The 17,439-nt window shown below is 68.3% G+C and carries 10 protein-coding genes; 7 read left to right on the top strand and 3 right to left on the bottom strand.

From position 1 onward, the window contains the following. Nucleotides 1-50 precede the first annotated feature (50 nt). The gene (locus AC07NX_RS06005) at nucleotides 51-1,703 is read right to left on the bottom strand and encodes an alpha-L-fucosidase (protein WP_494640004.1); all 1,653 of its coding nucleotides are present in this window, start codon (nucleotides 1,701-1,703) and stop codon (nucleotides 51-53) included. A 363-nt stretch (nucleotides 1,704-2,066) separates the two neighbouring features. On the opposite strand from AC07NX_RS06005, the gene AC07NX_RS06000 reads away from it, so the two are divergent. From AC07NX_RS06000 to AC07NX_RS05970, 7 genes are all read left to right on the top strand, one after another. Next, the gene (locus AC07NX_RS06000; RefSeq protein WP_494640002.1) at nucleotides 2,067-3,428 is read left to right on the top strand and encodes a glycoside hydrolase family 27 protein; all 1,362 of its coding nucleotides are present in this window, start codon (nucleotides 2,067-2,069) and stop codon (nucleotides 3,426-3,428) included. 58 nt (nucleotides 3,429-3,486) lie between these two features. After that, on the top strand, nucleotides 3,487-4,587 hold the full coding sequence (locus AC07NX_RS05995; RefSeq protein WP_494639999.1) for a LacI family DNA-binding transcriptional regulator: 1,101 nt from the start codon (nucleotides 3,487-3,489) through the stop codon (nucleotides 4,585-4,587). Between the two features lie 331 nt (nucleotides 4,588-4,918). Further along, nucleotides 4,919-7,054, top strand: coding sequence for a TonB-dependent receptor (locus tag AC07NX_RS05990; RefSeq protein ID WP_494639997.1), 2,136 nt, complete (start codon nucleotides 4,919-4,921; stop codon nucleotides 7,052-7,054). Between the two features lie 63 nt (nucleotides 7,055-7,117). Beyond that, nucleotides 7,118-9,100: a glycoside hydrolase family 3 protein gene (locus tag AC07NX_RS05985; protein WP_494639995.1), complete on the top strand. Its 1,983-nt coding sequence runs from the start codon at nucleotides 7,118-7,120 to the stop codon at nucleotides 9,098-9,100. An 11-nt stretch (nucleotides 9,101-9,111) separates the two neighbouring features. Next, entirely contained in the window at nucleotides 9,112-11,310 is a 2,199-nt protein-coding gene (locus AC07NX_RS05980; RefSeq protein WP_494639992.1) for a beta-glucosidase, read from the top strand. A gap of 28 nt (nucleotides 11,311-11,338) precedes the next feature. After that, nucleotides 11,339-12,913, top strand: a complete 1,575-nt coding sequence (locus tag AC07NX_RS05975) for a carboxylesterase/lipase family protein (RefSeq protein WP_494639990.1) — start codon at nucleotides 11,339-11,341, stop codon at nucleotides 12,911-12,913. 4 nt (nucleotides 12,914-12,917) lie between these two features. Next, nucleotides 12,918-13,235: a hypothetical protein gene (locus tag AC07NX_RS05970; protein WP_494639988.1), complete on the top strand. Its 318-nt coding sequence runs from the start codon at nucleotides 12,918-12,920 to the stop codon at nucleotides 13,233-13,235. On the opposite strand, the gene AC07NX_RS05965 is transcribed toward AC07NX_RS05970, so the two are convergent. After that, a complete protein-coding gene (locus tag AC07NX_RS05965) occupies nucleotides 13,181-14,104 on the bottom strand; it encodes a family 43 glycosylhydrolase (protein ID WP_494639986.1) in 924 nt (307 codons plus the stop codon). The genes AC07NX_RS05970 and AC07NX_RS05965 overlap by 55 nt on opposite strands. Before the next feature lie 69 nt (nucleotides 14,105-14,173). Continuing rightward, nucleotides 14,174-17,383, bottom strand: a complete 3,210-nt coding sequence (locus AC07NX_RS05960; RefSeq protein WP_494639984.1) for a glycoside hydrolase family 2 TIM barrel-domain containing protein — start codon at nucleotides 17,381-17,383, stop codon at nucleotides 14,174-14,176. Between the last annotated feature and the right edge of the window lie 56 nt (nucleotides 17,384-17,439).

The raw sequence follows: 17,439 nt of genomic DNA, 5'->3' as shown, positions 1-17,439 counted from the left end.
CTGTCCACATCGTTCGGCCGCTGGCTTCCGGAAACGGACGCGTGTCGGCGCTATAGGACCCCGTCGATCCTGAGCGCGACGCCGAACGGATGCAGCGCGGCGTCGGGCACGGTCACGCGCAGGCCGGCCCGGTCCTGGTGGAACGGCAAGGGCGTCTTTTCGCCGACCAGGGTCACCCGGCGCACTGGGCGCTTGGCGTGGCGCCCGTTGCTGGCGAGCGTGGCGACCACGACCTGTCCGCCTTCCGGCCGGCCCAGGGTGATCGCATACAGCGCCGCGCCCTTCGTCGTGAAGCGGATGTCCTGGGGCGTGAATGGCTTCTGCCGACCCTCGCTGAACATGCCGCTGGCCACGACCGTGGGGCCCTCGCCGAAGGCCAGCCAGGGCCGCGTACCGTGGATCGCATCGGAGAACCGGCCCATCCAGGCGGCGATCTCCTCGACGATGCGCCGCTCCTCGGAGTCGATCGTGCCGTCGCCGCGCACGGGAATGCTGAGCAGCAGGTTGCCGTTCTTGGAGACGATGTCGCAGAGCCTGTGGATGACCTCCGCCGCCGGCAGGTAGCGTTTTTCCTCGAAGACCCGGCGGTTGTAGTGCCAGTCGCCGATGCAGGTGTCGGTCTGCCAGGGCTCGGCGCTGATCTCGCTGCGCAGGCCGCGCTCGACGTCGGCGACGATGCCCGCGCGATGGGTGTCGTGAGGCTTGATATTGATCACCGCCTCGAGCTTGCCCCGCCACTGCAGCGAGGCGTTGTAGTAGTGCGCGGCGATGTCCAGGCCGGCCTGTTCGAGCGGCAGGTCGAAGTTGTCGAAATAGACGAGGTCCGGCTTGTAGCTGTCGATCAGGTCCTTGCACCTCAGATACCATTGGCGGGTGAAGGCGGGATTGTTCAGCGGGGCCTTCTCGCTCCAGACGCGGTCGTTGGCCTCGTGCCATTTATTGGCGTCGGCGACTGTGTCGAAACCGTCCGGCAACGGCATGACCGGGCCGCCGTAGAGCTGCTGCGGATCAAGGCCCTCCCACCATTTTCCCCGCCCGTCCGCCGCGAACCGCTTGAAGGCGTCATAGCGTTCGCCCTTGCGCGGTCCTTCGGGATCATAGCCATAGGCGGTCTGGAACCAGTGCCAGGCGTGCGCCGAATGGTTGGAGACGCCGAAGCGCAGACCCTGCTTTCGGGCCGCCTTGGCCCACAAGCCGATGATGTCCTTCCGGGGACCGAGACGAACCGAGTTCCAGTCATGGAACCTGGAGTGGAAGGCGTCGAAGTTGTCGTGGTGGTTGGCCATGGCCACGAAGTACTTCGCGCCGGCCTTCGCATAGAGGTCCAGCAGGTCGTCCGGGTTCCAGTTTTCGGCCCGCCATCGGGGATAGATGTCGATGAAGCCCGTATCCGCCGGATGGCCGTAGTGTTTCAGGTGGTGGGCGTAGGCGGCCTGGTCGGGCAGGTACATGTTGCGGGCGTACCAGTCGCCCGCTTCCGGCACGCACTGGGCGCCCCAGTGCGCCCACAGCCCGAACTTGGCGTCCCGGAACCAGTCCGGCGTCCGATAGCCCGCGTTGAGGGAATCCCAGGTCGGTTCGAACGGCCCCTGGGCGATCTGGTCGAACCCGGCTGGAACCAGGTCCGCGGCTGAAGCCGTCGAAGCGCCCATCAAGCCCGCCGCGGCGCAGCCCCGAAATAGCGCGCGTCTTGTCGGTGTCATGTGCACCTCCCGCCATTTTATATTTGAACATATTTTTATACATGATTTGTCGGAGTTTTGAGATTGTCAAGCGCGTCGTTGATGGTGAAAATCGCTCGTACGGGCCGGAAACCCAGTCCGAACAATTCTTCGTCGTGCATGGCCCTGGGAAAAACACCCATGGACGCAAAAATCGATCCGCAAATTCGATCGGGTGGCGGCGCGGTATAAGTCAGACAATAGTATTGAACGGCGACATCGTTCGGATGTAAGCCTAGCGCCGATGGGCAGGGTGTCGCCGTGCCAGGTGTGTCGCGTAGGCTCGCCACCGGCCGAAAGCGCTGGATCATCGTCGCCAAATTCCGCGTGGGGAGCGCCTCGAAAATGAAAACGAACCTGAGTCGTCGTGGCCTGCTGGGCGCATCCGCGGGCTTGGCGGCGCTGCCCGCCGTCGCCACCGCCGCCAAGCCCGCGCCCGCAAGGCGCGCAGCGAAGAAAGCTCCGCTCCTGGCGCCGACGCCGCCGATGGGCTGGAACAGCTGGAACAGCTTCGCCACCACCATCACCGAGGCCCAGACCCTGGAGCAGGCGAGCATCATGGCCCGCGAGCTGCGGCCCGCCGGCTATGACATCCTGACCGTCGACATCCAATGGTACGAGCCGGGCGCCAGCAGCTATACCTACGCCGCCAAGCCGGTCCCGACGCTGGACGACCACGGCCGGCTGCTGCCCGCCCCAAACCGCTTCCCGTCCAGCGCCGGCGGTAAGGGCTTCAAGCCGCTGGCCGACAAGGTCCACGCTCTTGGCCTGCGATTCGGCGTTCACCTGATGCGCGGCGCCCCGCGCCTGGCGGTCGAGCGCGGCCTGAAGGTTCTGGGCACGAACATCAGCCTGGCCGACATTGTCGACAAGCGCAGCATCTGTCCCTGGAACCCCGACATGTACGGGGTCGACATGAGCAAGCCCGGCGCCCAGGCCTATTACGACAGCGTCTTTGCGCTGTTGGCGTCGTGGGGCGTGGACTTCGTCAAGGTCGACGATCTCAGCCGTCCCTATGACTCCCACATGGCCGAGATCGAGGCGATTCACCGCGCCATTGGCCGCACCGGACGGCCGATGATCCTGTCCATGTCCCCGGGCGAGACCCCGGTCGTGCGCGGCCCCCACGCGCGCCAGCATGCCCAGATGTGGCGGATCTCGGACGACTTCTGGGACGACTGGAACATGCTGGACGCCCAGTTCACCCGTCTGGAAAACTGGTCGCCCTACATGGGCGACGGCGGCTGGCCCGACGCCGACATGCTGCCGCTGGGCCGCCTCGCCCTGGGCGAGCGCGACACCAAGTTCACCCCCGACGAGCAGCGCACCTTGATGACCCTGTGGTCGATCGCCCGCTCGCCCCTGATCATGGGTGGGGACCTGCGCCATCTCGATGCGCCGACCAAGGCCCTGCTGACCAATCCCGAGGTCATCGCCGTCAACCAGGCCTCGCGTGACAACCGCCCACACTTCGTCGAGGACGGCATGCGTGTCTGGACCGCCAAGGCCGCCAACGGCGACGCCTATCTGGCGCTGTTCAATACCGGCGAAAAGCCGCGCGAGGTCGGGGTCGACCTGAAGCTCGTCGGCCTGCCGGCCTCGGCGTCGGTGCGGGATCTCTGGACGCGCGGGGATCTCGGTCGGACGGCGGGGCGGTTCTCGGCGCAACTGCCCCGGCACGGCGCGGGCCTCTATCGACTCGCTTAGCGGGGACGGGCGGCCAGGCCAACTCGCTTCCCATCCGCGACTCCGCTAAGCTCGGACCATGCCAAGACGAGGACCGAAGGGGGAGGGGGCGGAAGGCGTCACGATCGTCGACATCGCCCGGCAGGCGGGTGTCTCGATCAAGACGGTCTCGCGGGTGGTCAATCGCGAGGAAGGGGTGGGGCCGGAGGCGCGGGCCCGGGTCGAGGATCTGATCGCCCGGCTCGGCTATCGTCCCAATGTCGCCGCCCGCCTGCTTTCCAGCCGGCGCAGCTACCTGATCGGCGTGATCTTCCTGAGGATGGGCGCCTACCACTATATCGGCGAAATCCAGGCGGGCGCGATGCGCGCCTGTCGCCGCGCCGGCTATCAGCTGGTGGTCGAGCAGGTCGGAGACGGCGCCGGCGAGGTCCGCGACACGCTGATCCAGACCTTGCGCGCCGGCCGTTTCGACGGCCTGATCCTGACGCCGCCCGTTTGCGACGATCCCGAGCTGCTCGACGTGGTCGAGAGCCAGGGCCTGGCCTATGTCCGCATCGCCCCCGGCGGCGATTTTGGGCGTTCGCCCTATGTGTTCATGGACGACACCCTGGCGGCCCAGGAGATTACCGGCCGGCTTCTGGATCTGGGCCATAGACGGATCGCGTTCCTCGACGGGCCGCAGGAGCACATGGCGGCCGCCCGCCGCCGCAACGGCTATCTGGCCGCCCTGGTGTCGCGCGGCGTCACGCCCGATGCCGACTGGATCCAGTCCGGGGATTTCGGGAGCCTCTCGGGCTTCGAGGCCGCCGAGCGGTTGCTGGACCTTCCCACCCCGCCGACGGCGATCTTCGCGGCCAACGACGGTATGGCGGTGGGCGTGCTGGCCGCCGCCGCCAAGCGCGGACTGTCGGTTCCCGGCGCGTTGTCCGTGGTGGGCTTCGACGACAGTCCCGTCGCGGCGTCGGCGTGGCCGAGATTGACGACAGTCCACCAGCCCGTCGCCGAGATGGCCGAGGCGGCGGCCGAGATGCTGATCGACGGTTTCGGCGACAAACGATTCCGTGGCCGCACCCTGATGCGGCAGCTGGACTTCCGGGTCGTGGACCGCGCCTCCATCGCCGCGCCGCGCAACCCCATCCCTGGTTGTGATGGATCATTGCCGCCTAGCGGCAAATCGTAGAAGGCGCTTCCTGTAAAATTGCCGTTTTGGGGCGTGAAATTCTAGACAGCGGTGTCTTTGAAAATCTCATAGACAACGTTGTCGTCACGTGATGTCTAATTAAGACAACGTTGTCGTGGCGCGCCAAACGCGCTGCGACGGCGTCAGGCAAAACCCCGGGACAGGGGTGGAGGAAACAACTGGTCGTCGCGACGCGGCGTCCGTCAGGCAGCCGGTTCGCCGGCCGGCGCGTCCGCGCCGGTTCTCGAACGGCTGCGCAGGAAAGGGGAACAACATGCGCACCATGCTCTTGGCTTCGACCGCCGTGGCGATCGCGGGACTTCACGCACCGATGGCGTACGCTCAGGATACGACCCAGGTTCAGCTCGACGAGGTGGTGGTCACCGCCCAGCGCCGCAGCGAGAACCTGCAGAAAACCCCTTTGACCGTCTCGGCGGTGACCGGCGAGAAGCTGGAGTCCCAGGGGATCAAGTCGGTGGTCGACCTGGGCAGCCAGGTGCCGGCCCTGCAGATCACCTCGAGCGGCGGCGGCGCGGCCCAGATCTTCCTGCGCGGCATCGGCAGCACCAACACCACCGAGGTCGGCGACCCGGCGGTGGCCTACCACATCGACGGCATCTACATCGCACGCTCCACCTCGGTGGGTTCGCTGTTCTACGACATCGACCGGGTGGAAGTGCTGCGCGGCCCGCAGGGCACGCTGTACGGCCGTAACGCCACGGCCGGGGCGATCAATGTCATCACCAAGAAGCCCAGGCTCGGCGACTACGAAGGCTATGGATCGGTCGATGTCGGCAACTACGGGGCCCTGACCACCAGCGGCGCGGTCAATATCCCGGTCGGCGACACCCTTGCGGTGCGGGCCGCCTTCCAGCAGAGCCGCCACGACGGCTATGTCACCGCCCTCAATAAGGGCCCGGGCACGGGCGGCAACGACCGCTACGACCAGGACGACAAGTCGGCCCGTGTGCAGGCGCTGTGGAAGCCCAGCGACGTGTTCTCGGTGCGCCTGACCGCTGACTACCTGCACCAGGGCGGAGCCGGCGGCGGCGACCAGACCTACGGCACGACGCGGGTGACCGGTGATCCGTGGACGTGCAACTGCTCGGTCAACCTCTATCGCAACAACCGGTTCTTCAGCACCGGCGGCGAGGCCAACTGGGACCTGGGCTTCGCGACCCTGACCTATCTGATGGGCTACAACTTCTCGCGCCTGGACCGTAACGGCGAGAACGCCAGCACCGGCGCGCCCAACTATTTCAAGGGCAAGGACCACACCTGGTCGCACGAACTGCGGCTGGGCGGCGAGACCGGCGACCTGAAGTGGGTGGTGGGCCTGTATCGGTTCACCGAGGACAACAACGTCGATTTCCGGGTGTTCCTGGCGACCAACTCCTACCTGTCGTTCATCCAGCCGGAAGTGACGGCGGAGTCCTGGGCGGCGTTCGGCCAGGGAACCTATGCGGTGACGGATCGCCTGCGGCTCACCGCGGGCCTGCGCTACACGGAGGATCAGAAGGCTCGCAACGGCGGCACCTTCCTGACCAATGCGGCGGGGGCCATCACCTCGACCGTGGTGCTCAACATAGCCGACGCCAAGTGGGACGCCACCAACTGGAAGCTCGGCGCCGACTTCGACCTGACGCCGGACTCGATGCTCTACGCCAACGTCGCCACCGGCTACAAGGCGGGGGGCTATTTCGATGGGGTGGGGCAGAACACCTACGAGCCGGAGAAGATCACCTCGTACGAAGCCGGGGTGAAGAACCGCTTCCTCGACAACCGGCTGCAGCTCAACGCCTCGGCCTTCCTCTACGACTACAAGGACTTCCAGGTCTCGGCGGTTGGCGTCATCGCCGGCCAGAACGCCACCGTCACGCTGAACGCCGACAAGGCCCGGGTCTACGGCCTGGAACTGGAAAGCAATCTCGTGCTGACCGAGCATGACCGGATCGACGCCACGCTGGGTTGGATCCACGCCGAATACACCGACTTCATCCTGCCGCTGGGCGACTCGTTCTCCAACAACAACGCCAACGCCACGGTGGCGGGCTGCTACACGGCCAACTTCGCCGCCGCCGCCCCGCGCTCGACCGACTTCTCGGGCTGCCGCATGGCCCGGACCCCGGCCTGGACGGTGAACCTCGGCTACCAGCACACCTGGGACCTGTCGTTCGGCGGCACGCTGACCGGGCGGGTCCAGACCCACTACGAAAGCGGCAAGAACCTCGAATATCACGGCTTCGCCCAGAACAAGCAGGACAGCTTCACCAAGAGCGACGTCAGCCTGACCTACGCCAGCGCCGACGACCGATGGACCCTGCAGGGCTACGTGCGGAACATCGAGAACGAGGACGTCCGCACCGCCTCGTCGCCGAACGCCACCACGGGCCTCGCCACGAACGGCAACGCCGACTTCTACGCGCCGCCGCGCACCTACGGCGTGCGTCTGGGCGTGACCTTCTAGGCCCGTCGTCTCCCCCCCGGCGGACCTGCCCGCCGGGGGTCTTTCTCTTTTCCGAGTTCCCGCATGTCGCTGTTTCGTCGCCTGCTCCTGACCGCCGCCGCCCTGTCGCCCGCCGCCTTGCCGGCCCTCGCCACGGCCGCGCCCGTTCAGCCCGTGCTGGGCTCGCGCGGCGGCGCGACGATCGTGGTGGACGGACTGAAGTTCCGCGACCTCGACCGCGACGGAAAGCTGTCGCCTTACGAGGACTGGCGGCTGGATCCCGAGCGGCGCGCCGCGGACCTGACGGCCCGCATGACGCTGGACGAAAAGGCCGGCGCGATGATGCACGGCACCGTGCCGGCCAGGGGACCGCTGGGCGTGGCCGGGATCGGCGCGGGTTATGACCTCGACAAGGCCGCGCCGCTGATCCAGTCGCGCCATGTCGAGACCTTCATCACCCGGTTGTCGGGCGCGCCGGCGATGCTGGCCGAACAGAACAACGCCCTCCAGGCCCTGGCCGAGAACACGCGGCTGGGCATACCGGTGACGATCAGCACCGATCCCCGCAACCACTTCCAGTTCACCGCCGGAGCCAGCGTGACGGCCGGCGGCTTTTCGCAATGGCCCGAGGCGACGGGACTGGCGGCCATCGGCGATCCGGCCCTGACCAAGCGCTTCGGCGAGGTCGCCCGCCAGGAATACCGCGCGGTGGGCATACATCAGGCGCTGTCGCCGATGGCGGACCTCGCCACCGAGCCGCGCTGGTCGCGGATCAACGGCACGTTCGGCGAGGATCCCGCCTTGGTCGGGACCATGGTCAAGGCCTATGTCCAGGGGTTCCAGGGCAGCGACGAGGGCCTGGCGACCGACGGCGTCTCGGCCGTGGTCAAGCATTGGGTCGGCTATGGCGCCTCGGCCAAGGGGTTCGACGGCCACAACAGCTACGGCCGCTACGCCGTGTTCCCGGCCGGCCAGTTCGCGCAGCACGTCAAGCCGTTCGACGACGCCTTCGCGGCCGGCGTCGTCGGGGTCATGCCGACCTATGCGATCCTCCAGGGCGTCACGGTGGACGGCAAGCCGCTGGAGCCGGTGGGGGCGGGTTTCAGCCGGCAATTGCTCACCGACCTGCTGCGCGGCCAGCACGGCTTCAAGGGCTTGGTCATCTCGGACTGGGCGATCACCAACGACTGCGGCGAGACCTGCCGGAACGGCTTTCCGGCCGGCCAGGCGCCCAATTTCGAGGGCTTCTCCACCGCCTGGGGCGTCGAAGGGTTGAGCAAGGTCGATCGCTACGCCAAGGGCGTCAACGCCGGCCTGGACCAGTTCGGCGGGGTCGAGGACACGGCCGAACTGGTCCAGGCTGTCCAGGCCGGCAAGATCACCCAGGCCCGGATCGACCAATCGGTGCGCCGCATCCTGACCGTCAAGTTCCAGCAGGGCCTGTTCGAGAACCCCTATGTCGATCCCAAGGCCGCCGAGGCGACCGTCGGCGCGCCGGCCTTCGTCGCCGAAGGCCGCGCCGCCCAGAGCCGGGCCCTGACCCTGCTGGAGAACCGCGACGGCCTGCTGCCCCTGAGGCCCGCCGGCCGCAAGGTCTGGCTGATGGGCGTGTCGCCCGAGGCCGCCAGGGCTCACGGCCTGACGCCGGTGGCTGACCTGGCGCAGGCCGACCTGGCGATCATCCGCACGGCCACGCCCTTCCAGACCCTGCACCCGACCTACACCTTCGGCAGCCGCCAGCACGAAGGCGACCTGTCGTTCAAGGACGGCGCGGCCGACTACGAGGCGATCAAGGCCGCCTCGGCCAAGGTTCCGACCATCGTCAGCGTCTATCTCGACCGCCCCGCGATCCTGACCAACGTCAAGGACAAGGCGACGGCCCTGATCGGCGACTTCGGGGCCAGCGACGACGCCCTGCTCGACGCCCTGACCGGCGCGGTCGCGCCGCGCGGCCGCCTGCCGTTCGAGCTGCCCTCGTCGATGGCCGCCGTCGAGGCCCAGGCCGAGGACGCTCCCCATGACTCCGCCAAGCCGCTCTACCCAATCCACTTCGGCCTGACCTACTAAAGGACGACCGCATGCGCCCTATGCTTACCGCCGCCGCCAGCCTGGCCGTCATCGCCTTCGCCACGGCCTCGATCGCCCAGGCTCCCCCCGGCAAGCCCTGGATGGACACCAAGCTGTCGCCGGACGAGCGCGCCCGGCTGCTGGACAAGGAGCTGACCCTCGATGAGCGGATCGGCCTGCTCCACGGGCCGATGGCCATGCCCTTCAAGATCCCGGAGATCCCCAAGGGCGCGATCGGCTCGGCCGGCTATATCGCCGGAGTCGAGCGTCTGGGAATCCCGGCGCTGCAGGAAAGCGACGCCAGCCTGGGCGTGACCAACCCGCTGGGCATGCGCCCGGGCGACGGCGCGACGGCCCTGCCGTCGGGCCTGGCCCTGGCCGCGACCTTCAATCCCAAGCTGGCCTATGACGGCGGGGCCATGGTCGGAGGAGAGGCGCGGGCCAAGGGCTTCAACGTCCAGCTGGCCGGCGGCGTGAACCTGGCGCGCGATCCCCGCAATGGCCGCAACTTCGAATATCTCGGCGAGGATCCGCTGCTGGCCGGGATCCTGGCCGGGGAATCGATCAAGGGCATACAGGCCCAGCATGTGGTCTCGACGATCAAGCACTTCGCCCTGAATGGTCAGGAGACCAACCGTCACTGGGCCAACTCGGTGATCGACGAGGCCGCCCACCGCGAGTCCGACCTGCTGGCCTTTCAGATCGCCATCGAGAAGGGCCAGCCGGGCTCGGTGATGTGCGCCTACAACCTCGTCAACGGCGACTACAGCTGCGGTAACGACCATCTCCTCAACGGCGTGCTGAAGGGCGACTGGGCGTACAAGGGCTGGGTGATGTCGGACTGGGGCGCCGTCCACGCCATGGACTATGCGCTCAAGGGCCTGGACCAGCAGTCGGGCGAGCAACTGGATGACCAGGTCTGGTTCGGCGCTCCGCTGAAGACGGCCGTCGAGACGGGCAAGGTTCCCGCCGCCCGCCTTTCGGACATGAGCCGCCGTATCCTGCGCTCGATGTTCGCCGCCGGCCTGTTCGACGTGCCGGCCGGCAAGAGCGAGATCGACTACAAGGCCAACGCCGAGGTCGCCCTCAAGGTCGCCCAGGAAGGCATCGTGCTGCTGAAGAACCGGGACGGCCTGCTGCCCCTGGCCAAGACCGCCAGGACCATCGCCGTGATCGGCGGTCACGCCGACGCCGGCGTGCTGTCGGGCGGTGGCTCGTCCCAGGTCGTTGCGCCGGGCGGGGCCAAGGTCGCGATCCCGATGGGCGGCGAGGGGATGATGGCGGCGTTCCGCAATCAGGTCTTCCACCCTTCCGCGCCCTTGGCCGCCATCCGCGCCGAGGTCCCGGACGCCAAGGTCACGTTCAACGACGGCCGCTACCTGGCCTCGGCCGTGGCCGACGCCAAGGCCGCCGACATCGTCGTCGTGTTCGGCAACCAGTGGATGGGCGAGGGCGAGGACGCGCCCGATCTGTCGCTGCCCGAAGGCCAGGACGCCCTGATCGCGGCGGTCACCGCCGCCAATCCCAACAGCATCGTGGTGCTGCAGACCGGCGGCGCGGTGTCGATGCCGTGGCTGGACCAGGCCGGCGCGGTGCTGGCCGCCTGGTACTCCGGCGCTAAGGGCGGCGAGGCGATCGGCGACGTGCTGTTCGGCCAGGTCGACGCCTCGGGCCGCCTGCCGGTGACCTTTCCCGTCTCGATCGACCAGTATCCGCGCGCGGCCTTGCCGGGGCTGGGCCTGCCGGAAAAGACCCGGTTCGATGTGCCGTATACGGAGGGCGCCGACGTCGGCTACCGCCGCTTCGCCGCCACCGGCCAGAAGCCGCTGTTCCCGTTCGGCTACGGACTGTCCTATACCCGCTTTGGCTACGCCAACCTGAAGGTGACCGGCGGCGACACCTTGACGGTCAGCTTCGATGTCACCAACACCGGCCAGCGCCCGGGCAAGGATGCGCCTCAGGTCTATCTGACCGCCGCCGTCGGCAGGCCCTTGCAGCGGCTGATCGGTTTCGAAAAGGTCGACCTGAAGCCGGGCGAGACGCGTCGGGTGACCGTGACCGCCGATCCGCGCCTGCTGGGCGGTTTCGACGTGGCCGGCCACCGCTGGACCGTCCGGAGCGGCGACTACCAGGTGGCCGTGGGGGGCTCGTCGGCCGATCTCGCCCTGAAGGGCGCGGCCAAGGTCAAGGCTCGGACGATCAGGCCGTAGGTTCGAACCCAAGCAGGAGAAGACGTCGATGGTTCCGCGTCGCTACGCCGCAATCGCCTTCGCGGCGGTCAATCTCGCCGCCGCCTCGGCCTTGGCGGCTGATCCCGTGGTTCGGACGACCCATGGTCCAGTGGCCGGTCGGGGGGGCGAGGGCGTCGACGCCTTCAAGGGCGTGCCGTTCGCCGCGCCCCCGGTCGGCGACCTGCGCTGGCGGGCGCCCCAGCCGCCCCCGGCGTGGACGGCCGTGCGGTCAGCCCAGGCCTATGGCCCCGACTGCATGCAGAACCCGTTCCCCGGAGACGCGGCGCCCCTGGGCGTCAAGCCGGCCGAGGATTGCCTCTACGCCAATGTCTGGACGCCGGCCGGAGCTGAGACCGCCAAGGCCAAGCGGCCGGTGATGGTCTGGATCTATGGCGGCGGCTTCGTCAACGGCGGCTCGTCGCCGGCGGTCTATTCCGGCGACCGTTTCGCCCGCGACGGCGTGGTGCTGGTCAGCTTCAACTATCGGGTCGGGCGCTTCGGCTTCTTCGCCCATCCCGCCCTGACCGCCGAGAACGCCGATGGCGGCCTGCTGGGCAACTATGCGCTGCTCGACCAGATCGCGGCGCTCAAATGGGTCCAGGCCAATATCGCCGCGTTCGGCGGCGACCCGGACAATGTCACGGTCTTCGGGGAATCGGCCGGCGGCCTGTCGGTGCACGCCCTGCTGACCTCGCCGCTGGCCAAGGGGCTGTTCCACAAGGCGATCATCCAGTCGGGCGGCGGGCGACCGAGGCTCCTGCCGACCCTGCCGCTGCGGGCGGCGAACGGCGAGCGCTCGGCCGAGAGCGCCGGCCTGGCCTTCGCCGCCAAGGCGGGCGTCACGGGGGAGGGGGCCCAGGCCCTGGCGGCCCTGCGCGCCCTGCCGGCTGACGCCGTGGTCGACGGCCTCAACATGGCCACGTCGGGCACGCCCACCTGGGGCGGCGGGCCGATGATCGACGGCAAGATCCTGCTCCGCGAGCCGCTGGCTTCCTACGTCGCCGGCGCCTGGAGCAAGATGCCGGTAATGGTCGGGGCCACCGGCGCCGACGGCTTCTTCTTCGGCGGGACCCGCGACCAGGTGTTCGCCCCGTTCGGCGACCAGCGCGCGGCCGCCGAGGCCGCCTATGATCCGACAGGCAAGGGCGACATCAAGGTCTACGGCTGGAAGGCGGCGGGCGACCGGATGTTCATCGAGCCGTCGCGCAAGATCGCCCGCACCCTGTCGGCGCAGGGGGCGCCGGTGTGGCAGTACCGCTTCTCCTATGTGGCCGAAAGCCAGCGCAAGGACTGGTGGGGCGCGCCGCACGCCACCGAAATTCCGTTTGTGTTCGACACCGTCGATGCGCGTTACGGGGCGGCCCTGACCCCGGCGGACGCCGCGGCGGCCAAGGCGGCGCACGCCTACTGGATCGCCTTCGCGGCCAAGGGCGAACCGGCGGTGTCGGGACAGCCGGACTGGCCCAGGTTCGACACCGGGAGCGATACGATCCTCGACTTCGCCAATGACGGGGTAAAGGCCGGGGCCGATCCCCTCAAGGCGCGTCTGGACCTGGTCCAGGCGTCGATTCCCGGAGGCTAGGGCGATGCGTACCGGCCCAGTCATGACGGTCGCCGACCGCGAGACCTTCCTCGCCCTGCGTCGGGCCTTGCGGGCGACCACGAAGGTCTGCCTGCAGGAGACCTTCGGGATCAGCGAGACCACCTGGGTCAAGCTGCGAGACGGTCGCCCGGTCAAGGCCAGCACGCTGGAACGCATCCTGGAGCGCCACCGGCGGCTCGAAGGCCGCGCGGCGGTGCGCGGCGCGCCTTTCGACGCGGCCTTGGCCTCGCCCTCGACGGGGCTGGGCTATCTCGTCGGGGACTTGGGTCGCACCTCGACGATGGAGCCGTCCGGCGCATAGCTCAGCGGCTCGATGGCGATCGAGCGGCGATGGCTGCCGCCGCCGGGCAACAGGGCGTCGTGGTAGAAGAACCAGGTCTTGCCCTTGTCCTGCAGTATGGCCTGATGGTTGGTCGAGATCTTCAGGTAGTCGAGGATCACGCCGCGATAGGCGTAGGGACCCGTCGGGCTCTTCGACGTGGCGTAGACGATCTGGCCCGGCCAGCCGGTGGAGAAGCTGAAATAGTAGAGGCCCTTGCGCTTGTGCAGGAAGGGCGCTTCGCCATACGTCTTCTTCGGGTCGTCGGCCGGAAAGCCGGTGATGGCGATGTCCTGGATCGGACCGGCCAGGCTGGCCATGTCCGCGCCCAGCTTGACGACCTTGGGCACGCGGGTGCCGAACACCATGTAGGCCTGGCCGTCGTCGTCGATCAGCACCTGCGGGTCGATCGGCTCGGCGCCGGCGTTGGCGTCCCGCGCCTTGTCGACCAGCGGCGCGCCGATCGCGTCGCGGAACGGCCCCTCGGGGCGGTCGGCCACGGCCACGCCGATCTTGTCGCCGCCGACCGGCGCATAGAAGTAGTACTTGCCGTTGCGATAGGCGGCCTCGGGCGCCCAGGCCTTGGCGTCGGGCTTGGCCCACTTGAACACCGACACGCCCAGGAACGCGCCGCCGTCCTTCCAGGTCTTCAAGTCCTTGGAGGTGTAGAGCCGCCAGGTGGTCGAGTCCCAGTAGGTCCCCGAATTGGAAGCGTCGTCGGTGGCGTAGAGATAGTAGCCGCCCTTGAACGCATGCGGTGAAGGGTCGGCGTTGAAACGCGGGCTGATCGGCTCGCCGGCCAGGGCCGGCCCCGCGATCAGGGCGGCGAGGACGAGGGCGAAGCGCTTCATTGGGGACTCCTTGAACTCGACGGCTCCGGCGATGGCGGCCGGATCCTAGCAGGCGATGAAGGGGGAGGGTTATTCCGGCGGCGTCGCCTGGGCGGGACGGGCCTTGTCGGGCGAGGTTCCGTCGCCGGCGAAGGGCTCCAGGCGGAAGCTTACGCGTGTGGGCTCCAGCCGGGTGCGGTATTTCATGTGCGGCAGGCCGAAGCTGTTCCAGGTGGTGTCGCCGCCGACGCCCCATTGGACGGCGTCCACCAGCAGGGTTCCGTCCCCGTGCGCGACGATATCGGTCGACTTCCAGGTTCCGGGCGGACGGCGATAGAGGTCATCGTAGGGGAAGGCCAGGGCCGTCATCATCATGGGCTTGTCGCCGGCCACCCGTACGCCGCGCCCCTGGCCGCTCAGTTCCATCCAGCGGACGTCGATCTTGTTGCCGGTGTCCTGGGGCCGCATGTAGTCGTGGTTCTGGTCGGCGATCGCCCCGCGCCACAGGCCGATCGGGGCGGAGGTGTAGCGGTCGACATAGGTCTCGTGCGGGCCGCGACCATACCATTCGACGGTCTTCAGGCTTGGCGGAACCGAATACCAGAACCCGACCCGGACGGGCGGCGGCAGGTCGTCCTTCAGCGGGGTCAGCTCGCCGGCGACGGCGACCGAACCGTCTCCGGCCATGGTGTAGGTGGTCACGAAGCGCGCCGCGCCGGCGCCGAGGGCGTGCTCGACGACGACCCGGCCGCCCGTCGCGTCCACGGTCACCGACCGCGTCTGGCGCTGCTGCGTCATCGCTTGCCACGGACGTTGCTGGGTCGAAAGACCGGTGCCGGCGTCGTTGTCGGTCTCGGCGCGGAAGAAGTTGGGCTGGCCGCCCTTGGTCAGGACGACGCCGTCCTTGGCGTATGCCTCGACCAGGCCGGTGGCGCGATCGATCTTCAGCACCGCGCCGGCGGCCGACAGGGTCACGACGTCCTTGCCGTCGGACGCGGCCACCGACCCGGCGCGGGCGGGTTCGGCCTTGGGCGTCGAACTCAGCGCGAACTGTTCCCAGCCGACGACCTGGCCGGCCGGGGTCAAGGGCACGGCGCCGGCCTTGGCCTTGGCGCGCACGGTGACGAAGTACTCCGCGCCGGGCTTGACCGGCAGCTTCGGCAGCGGCAGGACGACGTCCTCCACCCCACGCGCGGCGGTCGTCAAGGCCGGCAGTTGGCCCGAGGCGATGGCCACGCCGTTCTCCTCCAGCACCCAGTCGAAGTCGAAGCCCGACAGGTCGCGGAAGTCGTGGCGGTTGGTGACGCTGACCTTGCCGGTCGCCGGGTCGAAGGCCCCGAACTGAATCGGGGAAAGCACCTTGCTGGCTTCATAGAACTGGGGATTGGGCGTGCGGTCGGGCTGGATCAGGCCGTCGCCGAACTCGACGTCGCCGCCGGGATTGGGGCCATATTCGCCACCGTCGCCCCAGTAGCGTCGGCCGTCCTTGGTGTAGCGGTACATCGACTGGTCCACCCAGTCCCAGATGAAGCCGCCCTGCAGCTTGTCATACCGGTAGATGGTGTCCCAGTAATCCTTGAAGTTGCCGCCGGAATTGCCCTGCATGTGGGCGTATTCGCACTGGATCATCGGCTGGGTGCGGGTGGGATCGGTAGCCCAGTCCACCATCTTGGTCACGTCGTCGTACATGGGCGCATAGATGTCGACATAGGTGTTGGGCACGTGTTCCCACGGCCGCGCGCCCCAGCCCAGGTATGAGATCAGGCGCGAGGGATCGCGCTTGCGGGCGGCGGCGGCGGCCTTCTCGAAGTTGGGGCCGATGCCGGCCTCGTTGCCCAGCGACCAGAAGATCACCGAGGGGTGGTTCTTGTCGCGCTCGACCATGTTCATGACCCGGCTGACATGGGCCTGCTCCCAGGCCGGGTCGAAGCCGATCTGGCGCTTGTCGCGTTGTGACGGGTCGGCGTTGCCCCAGCCCATATAGGCGTGGCTCTCGATGTCGGCCTCGTCCATGACATAGAGGCCGTACTCGTCGGCCAGGGCGTACCAGAGCTCGGCGTTGGGATAGTGCGAGGTGCGCACGGCGTTGATGTTGTTGCGCTTCATCAGCTCGATGTCGCGGCGCATCGAGGCCTCGGAGATCACATGGAAGGTCTCCGGGTCATGCTCGTGGCGATTGACGCCGCGGATGACGATCGGCTTGCCATTGACCGCCACCCGGCCGTTCTTGATCTCCACGGTGCGAAAGCCGATGCGCTGGGGCGTGGCCTGGATCACCCCGCCCTTTGTGTCGAGCACCTCGACCAGCAGGGTGTAGAGGTTGGGGGTCTCGGCGGTCCAGGGGCGCACGCCCGGCACGCTGGCCGACAGGGTCTGGGTCTTCGCGGCCCCGGCCGCGACCTTAGCCTCGCGGGTCAGGACGGTCCGCTCGCCGTCCAGCAGGGTCAGGCGCAGGGTCACCGGCCTGTCGCGGGCGGCCAGGGCCAGGTCGGTCGACAGCACCCCGTCCTTGTAGGCCTTGTCCAGGCCGGCATGGACGAACAGGTCGGTGGCCGAGGCCTTGGGGACGGCCTTCAGATAGACCGACCGCTCGATGCCCGAGACCCGCCAGAAGTCCTGGTCTTCCAGGTAGGAGCCGTCCGACCAGCGGTGGATCTGGATGGCGACGATGTTGGGCTGGCCGGGCTTCAAGAGCTTGGTGACGTCGAACTCGCTGGGCAGCTTGGAGTCCTCGGAATATCCGGCCTCCACGCCGTTGACCCACACCTGGTAGGCCGAGCCGGCCGCGCCGATGTGCAGGATCACGTCCTGGCCCGACCAGCCGGCCGGGATCTCGAAGGTCCGCCGGTAGGAGCCGACCGGATTGGTGGCGTGGGGGATCAGCGGGCGGTTGGCCGGGAACGGATAGGTGATGTTGTTGTAGCGGGCCTGGTCATAGCCCTCGGTCTGCCACATCGCCGGGACCTTGATGGTCTTCCAGCTGGAGACGTCATAGCCGGGCTGCTCGAAGCCCTTGGGAACCTCGTCCGACGACGGCGAGAAGCTGAACGACCACGCCCCGTCCAGCGACTGGTAGCGGGCCGAACGGGTCATGTCGCCGGCCAGGGCGGCTTCTCGGCTCTCGAACGCGAAGTGGGTGGCGCTGGCCGCCAGCTTGCCCCGCGCGAACACCGCCGGGTTCTCCCAGTCCGGCCGCGAAGCGTCCACCTGCACCGGCTGCACGCGAGGCGCGTCTTCGGCCTGCGCGGCGAAGCCGATCGCCAGCCCGGCCATGCTCGCCGCCACCATGCTTCGCTTCATTCCATCTCTCCCTGACCCGGGCCTCGCCCGGCCCGCGCCTGTTCCTCAAACGCCAG

This window comes from Caulobacter sp. GW821-FHT09A05, assembly GCF_059418465.1.
This window is presented reverse-complemented; position numbering and strand designations above follow the sequence as displayed.

What these genes read in the sequence shown, in the direction of transcription:
- AC07NX_RS06000 (WP_494640002.1), top strand. Translation starts at nt 2,067, where the DNA reads ATGAAAACGAACCTGAGTCGTCGTGGCCTGCTGGGCGCATCCGCGGGC.
- AC07NX_RS05975 (WP_494639990.1), top strand. Translation starts at nt 11,339, where the DNA reads ATGGTTCCGCGTCGCTACGCCGCAATCGCCTTCGCGGCGGTCAATCTC.
- AC07NX_RS05985 (WP_494639995.1), top strand. Translation starts at nt 7,118, where the DNA reads ATGTCGCTGTTTCGTCGCCTGCTCCTGACCGCCGCCGCCCTGTCGCCC.
- AC07NX_RS05980 (WP_494639992.1), top strand. Translation starts at nt 9,112, where the DNA reads ATGCGCCCTATGCTTACCGCCGCCGCCAGCCTGGCCGTCATCGCCTTC.
- AC07NX_RS06005 (WP_494640004.1), bottom strand. Translation starts at nt 1,703, where the DNA reads ATGACACCGACAAGACGCGCGCTATTTCGGGGCTGCGCCGCGGCGGGC.
- AC07NX_RS05990 (WP_494639997.1), top strand. Translation starts at nt 4,919, where the DNA reads ATGGCGTACGCTCAGGATACGACCCAGGTTCAGCTCGACGAGGTGGTG.
- AC07NX_RS05970 (WP_494639988.1), top strand. Translation starts at nt 12,918, where the DNA reads ATGCGTACCGGCCCAGTCATGACGGTCGCCGACCGCGAGACCTTCCTC.
- AC07NX_RS05965 (WP_494639986.1), bottom strand. Translation starts at nt 14,104, where the DNA reads ATGAAGCGCTTCGCCCTCGTCCTCGCCGCCCTGATCGCGGGGCCGGCC.
- AC07NX_RS05960 (WP_494639984.1), bottom strand. Translation starts at nt 17,383, where the DNA reads ATGAAGCGAAGCATGGTGGCGGCGAGCATGGCCGGGCTGGCGATCGGC.
- AC07NX_RS05995 (WP_494639999.1), top strand. Translation starts at nt 3,487, where the DNA reads ATGCCAAGACGAGGACCGAAGGGGGAGGGGGCGGAAGGCGTCACGATC.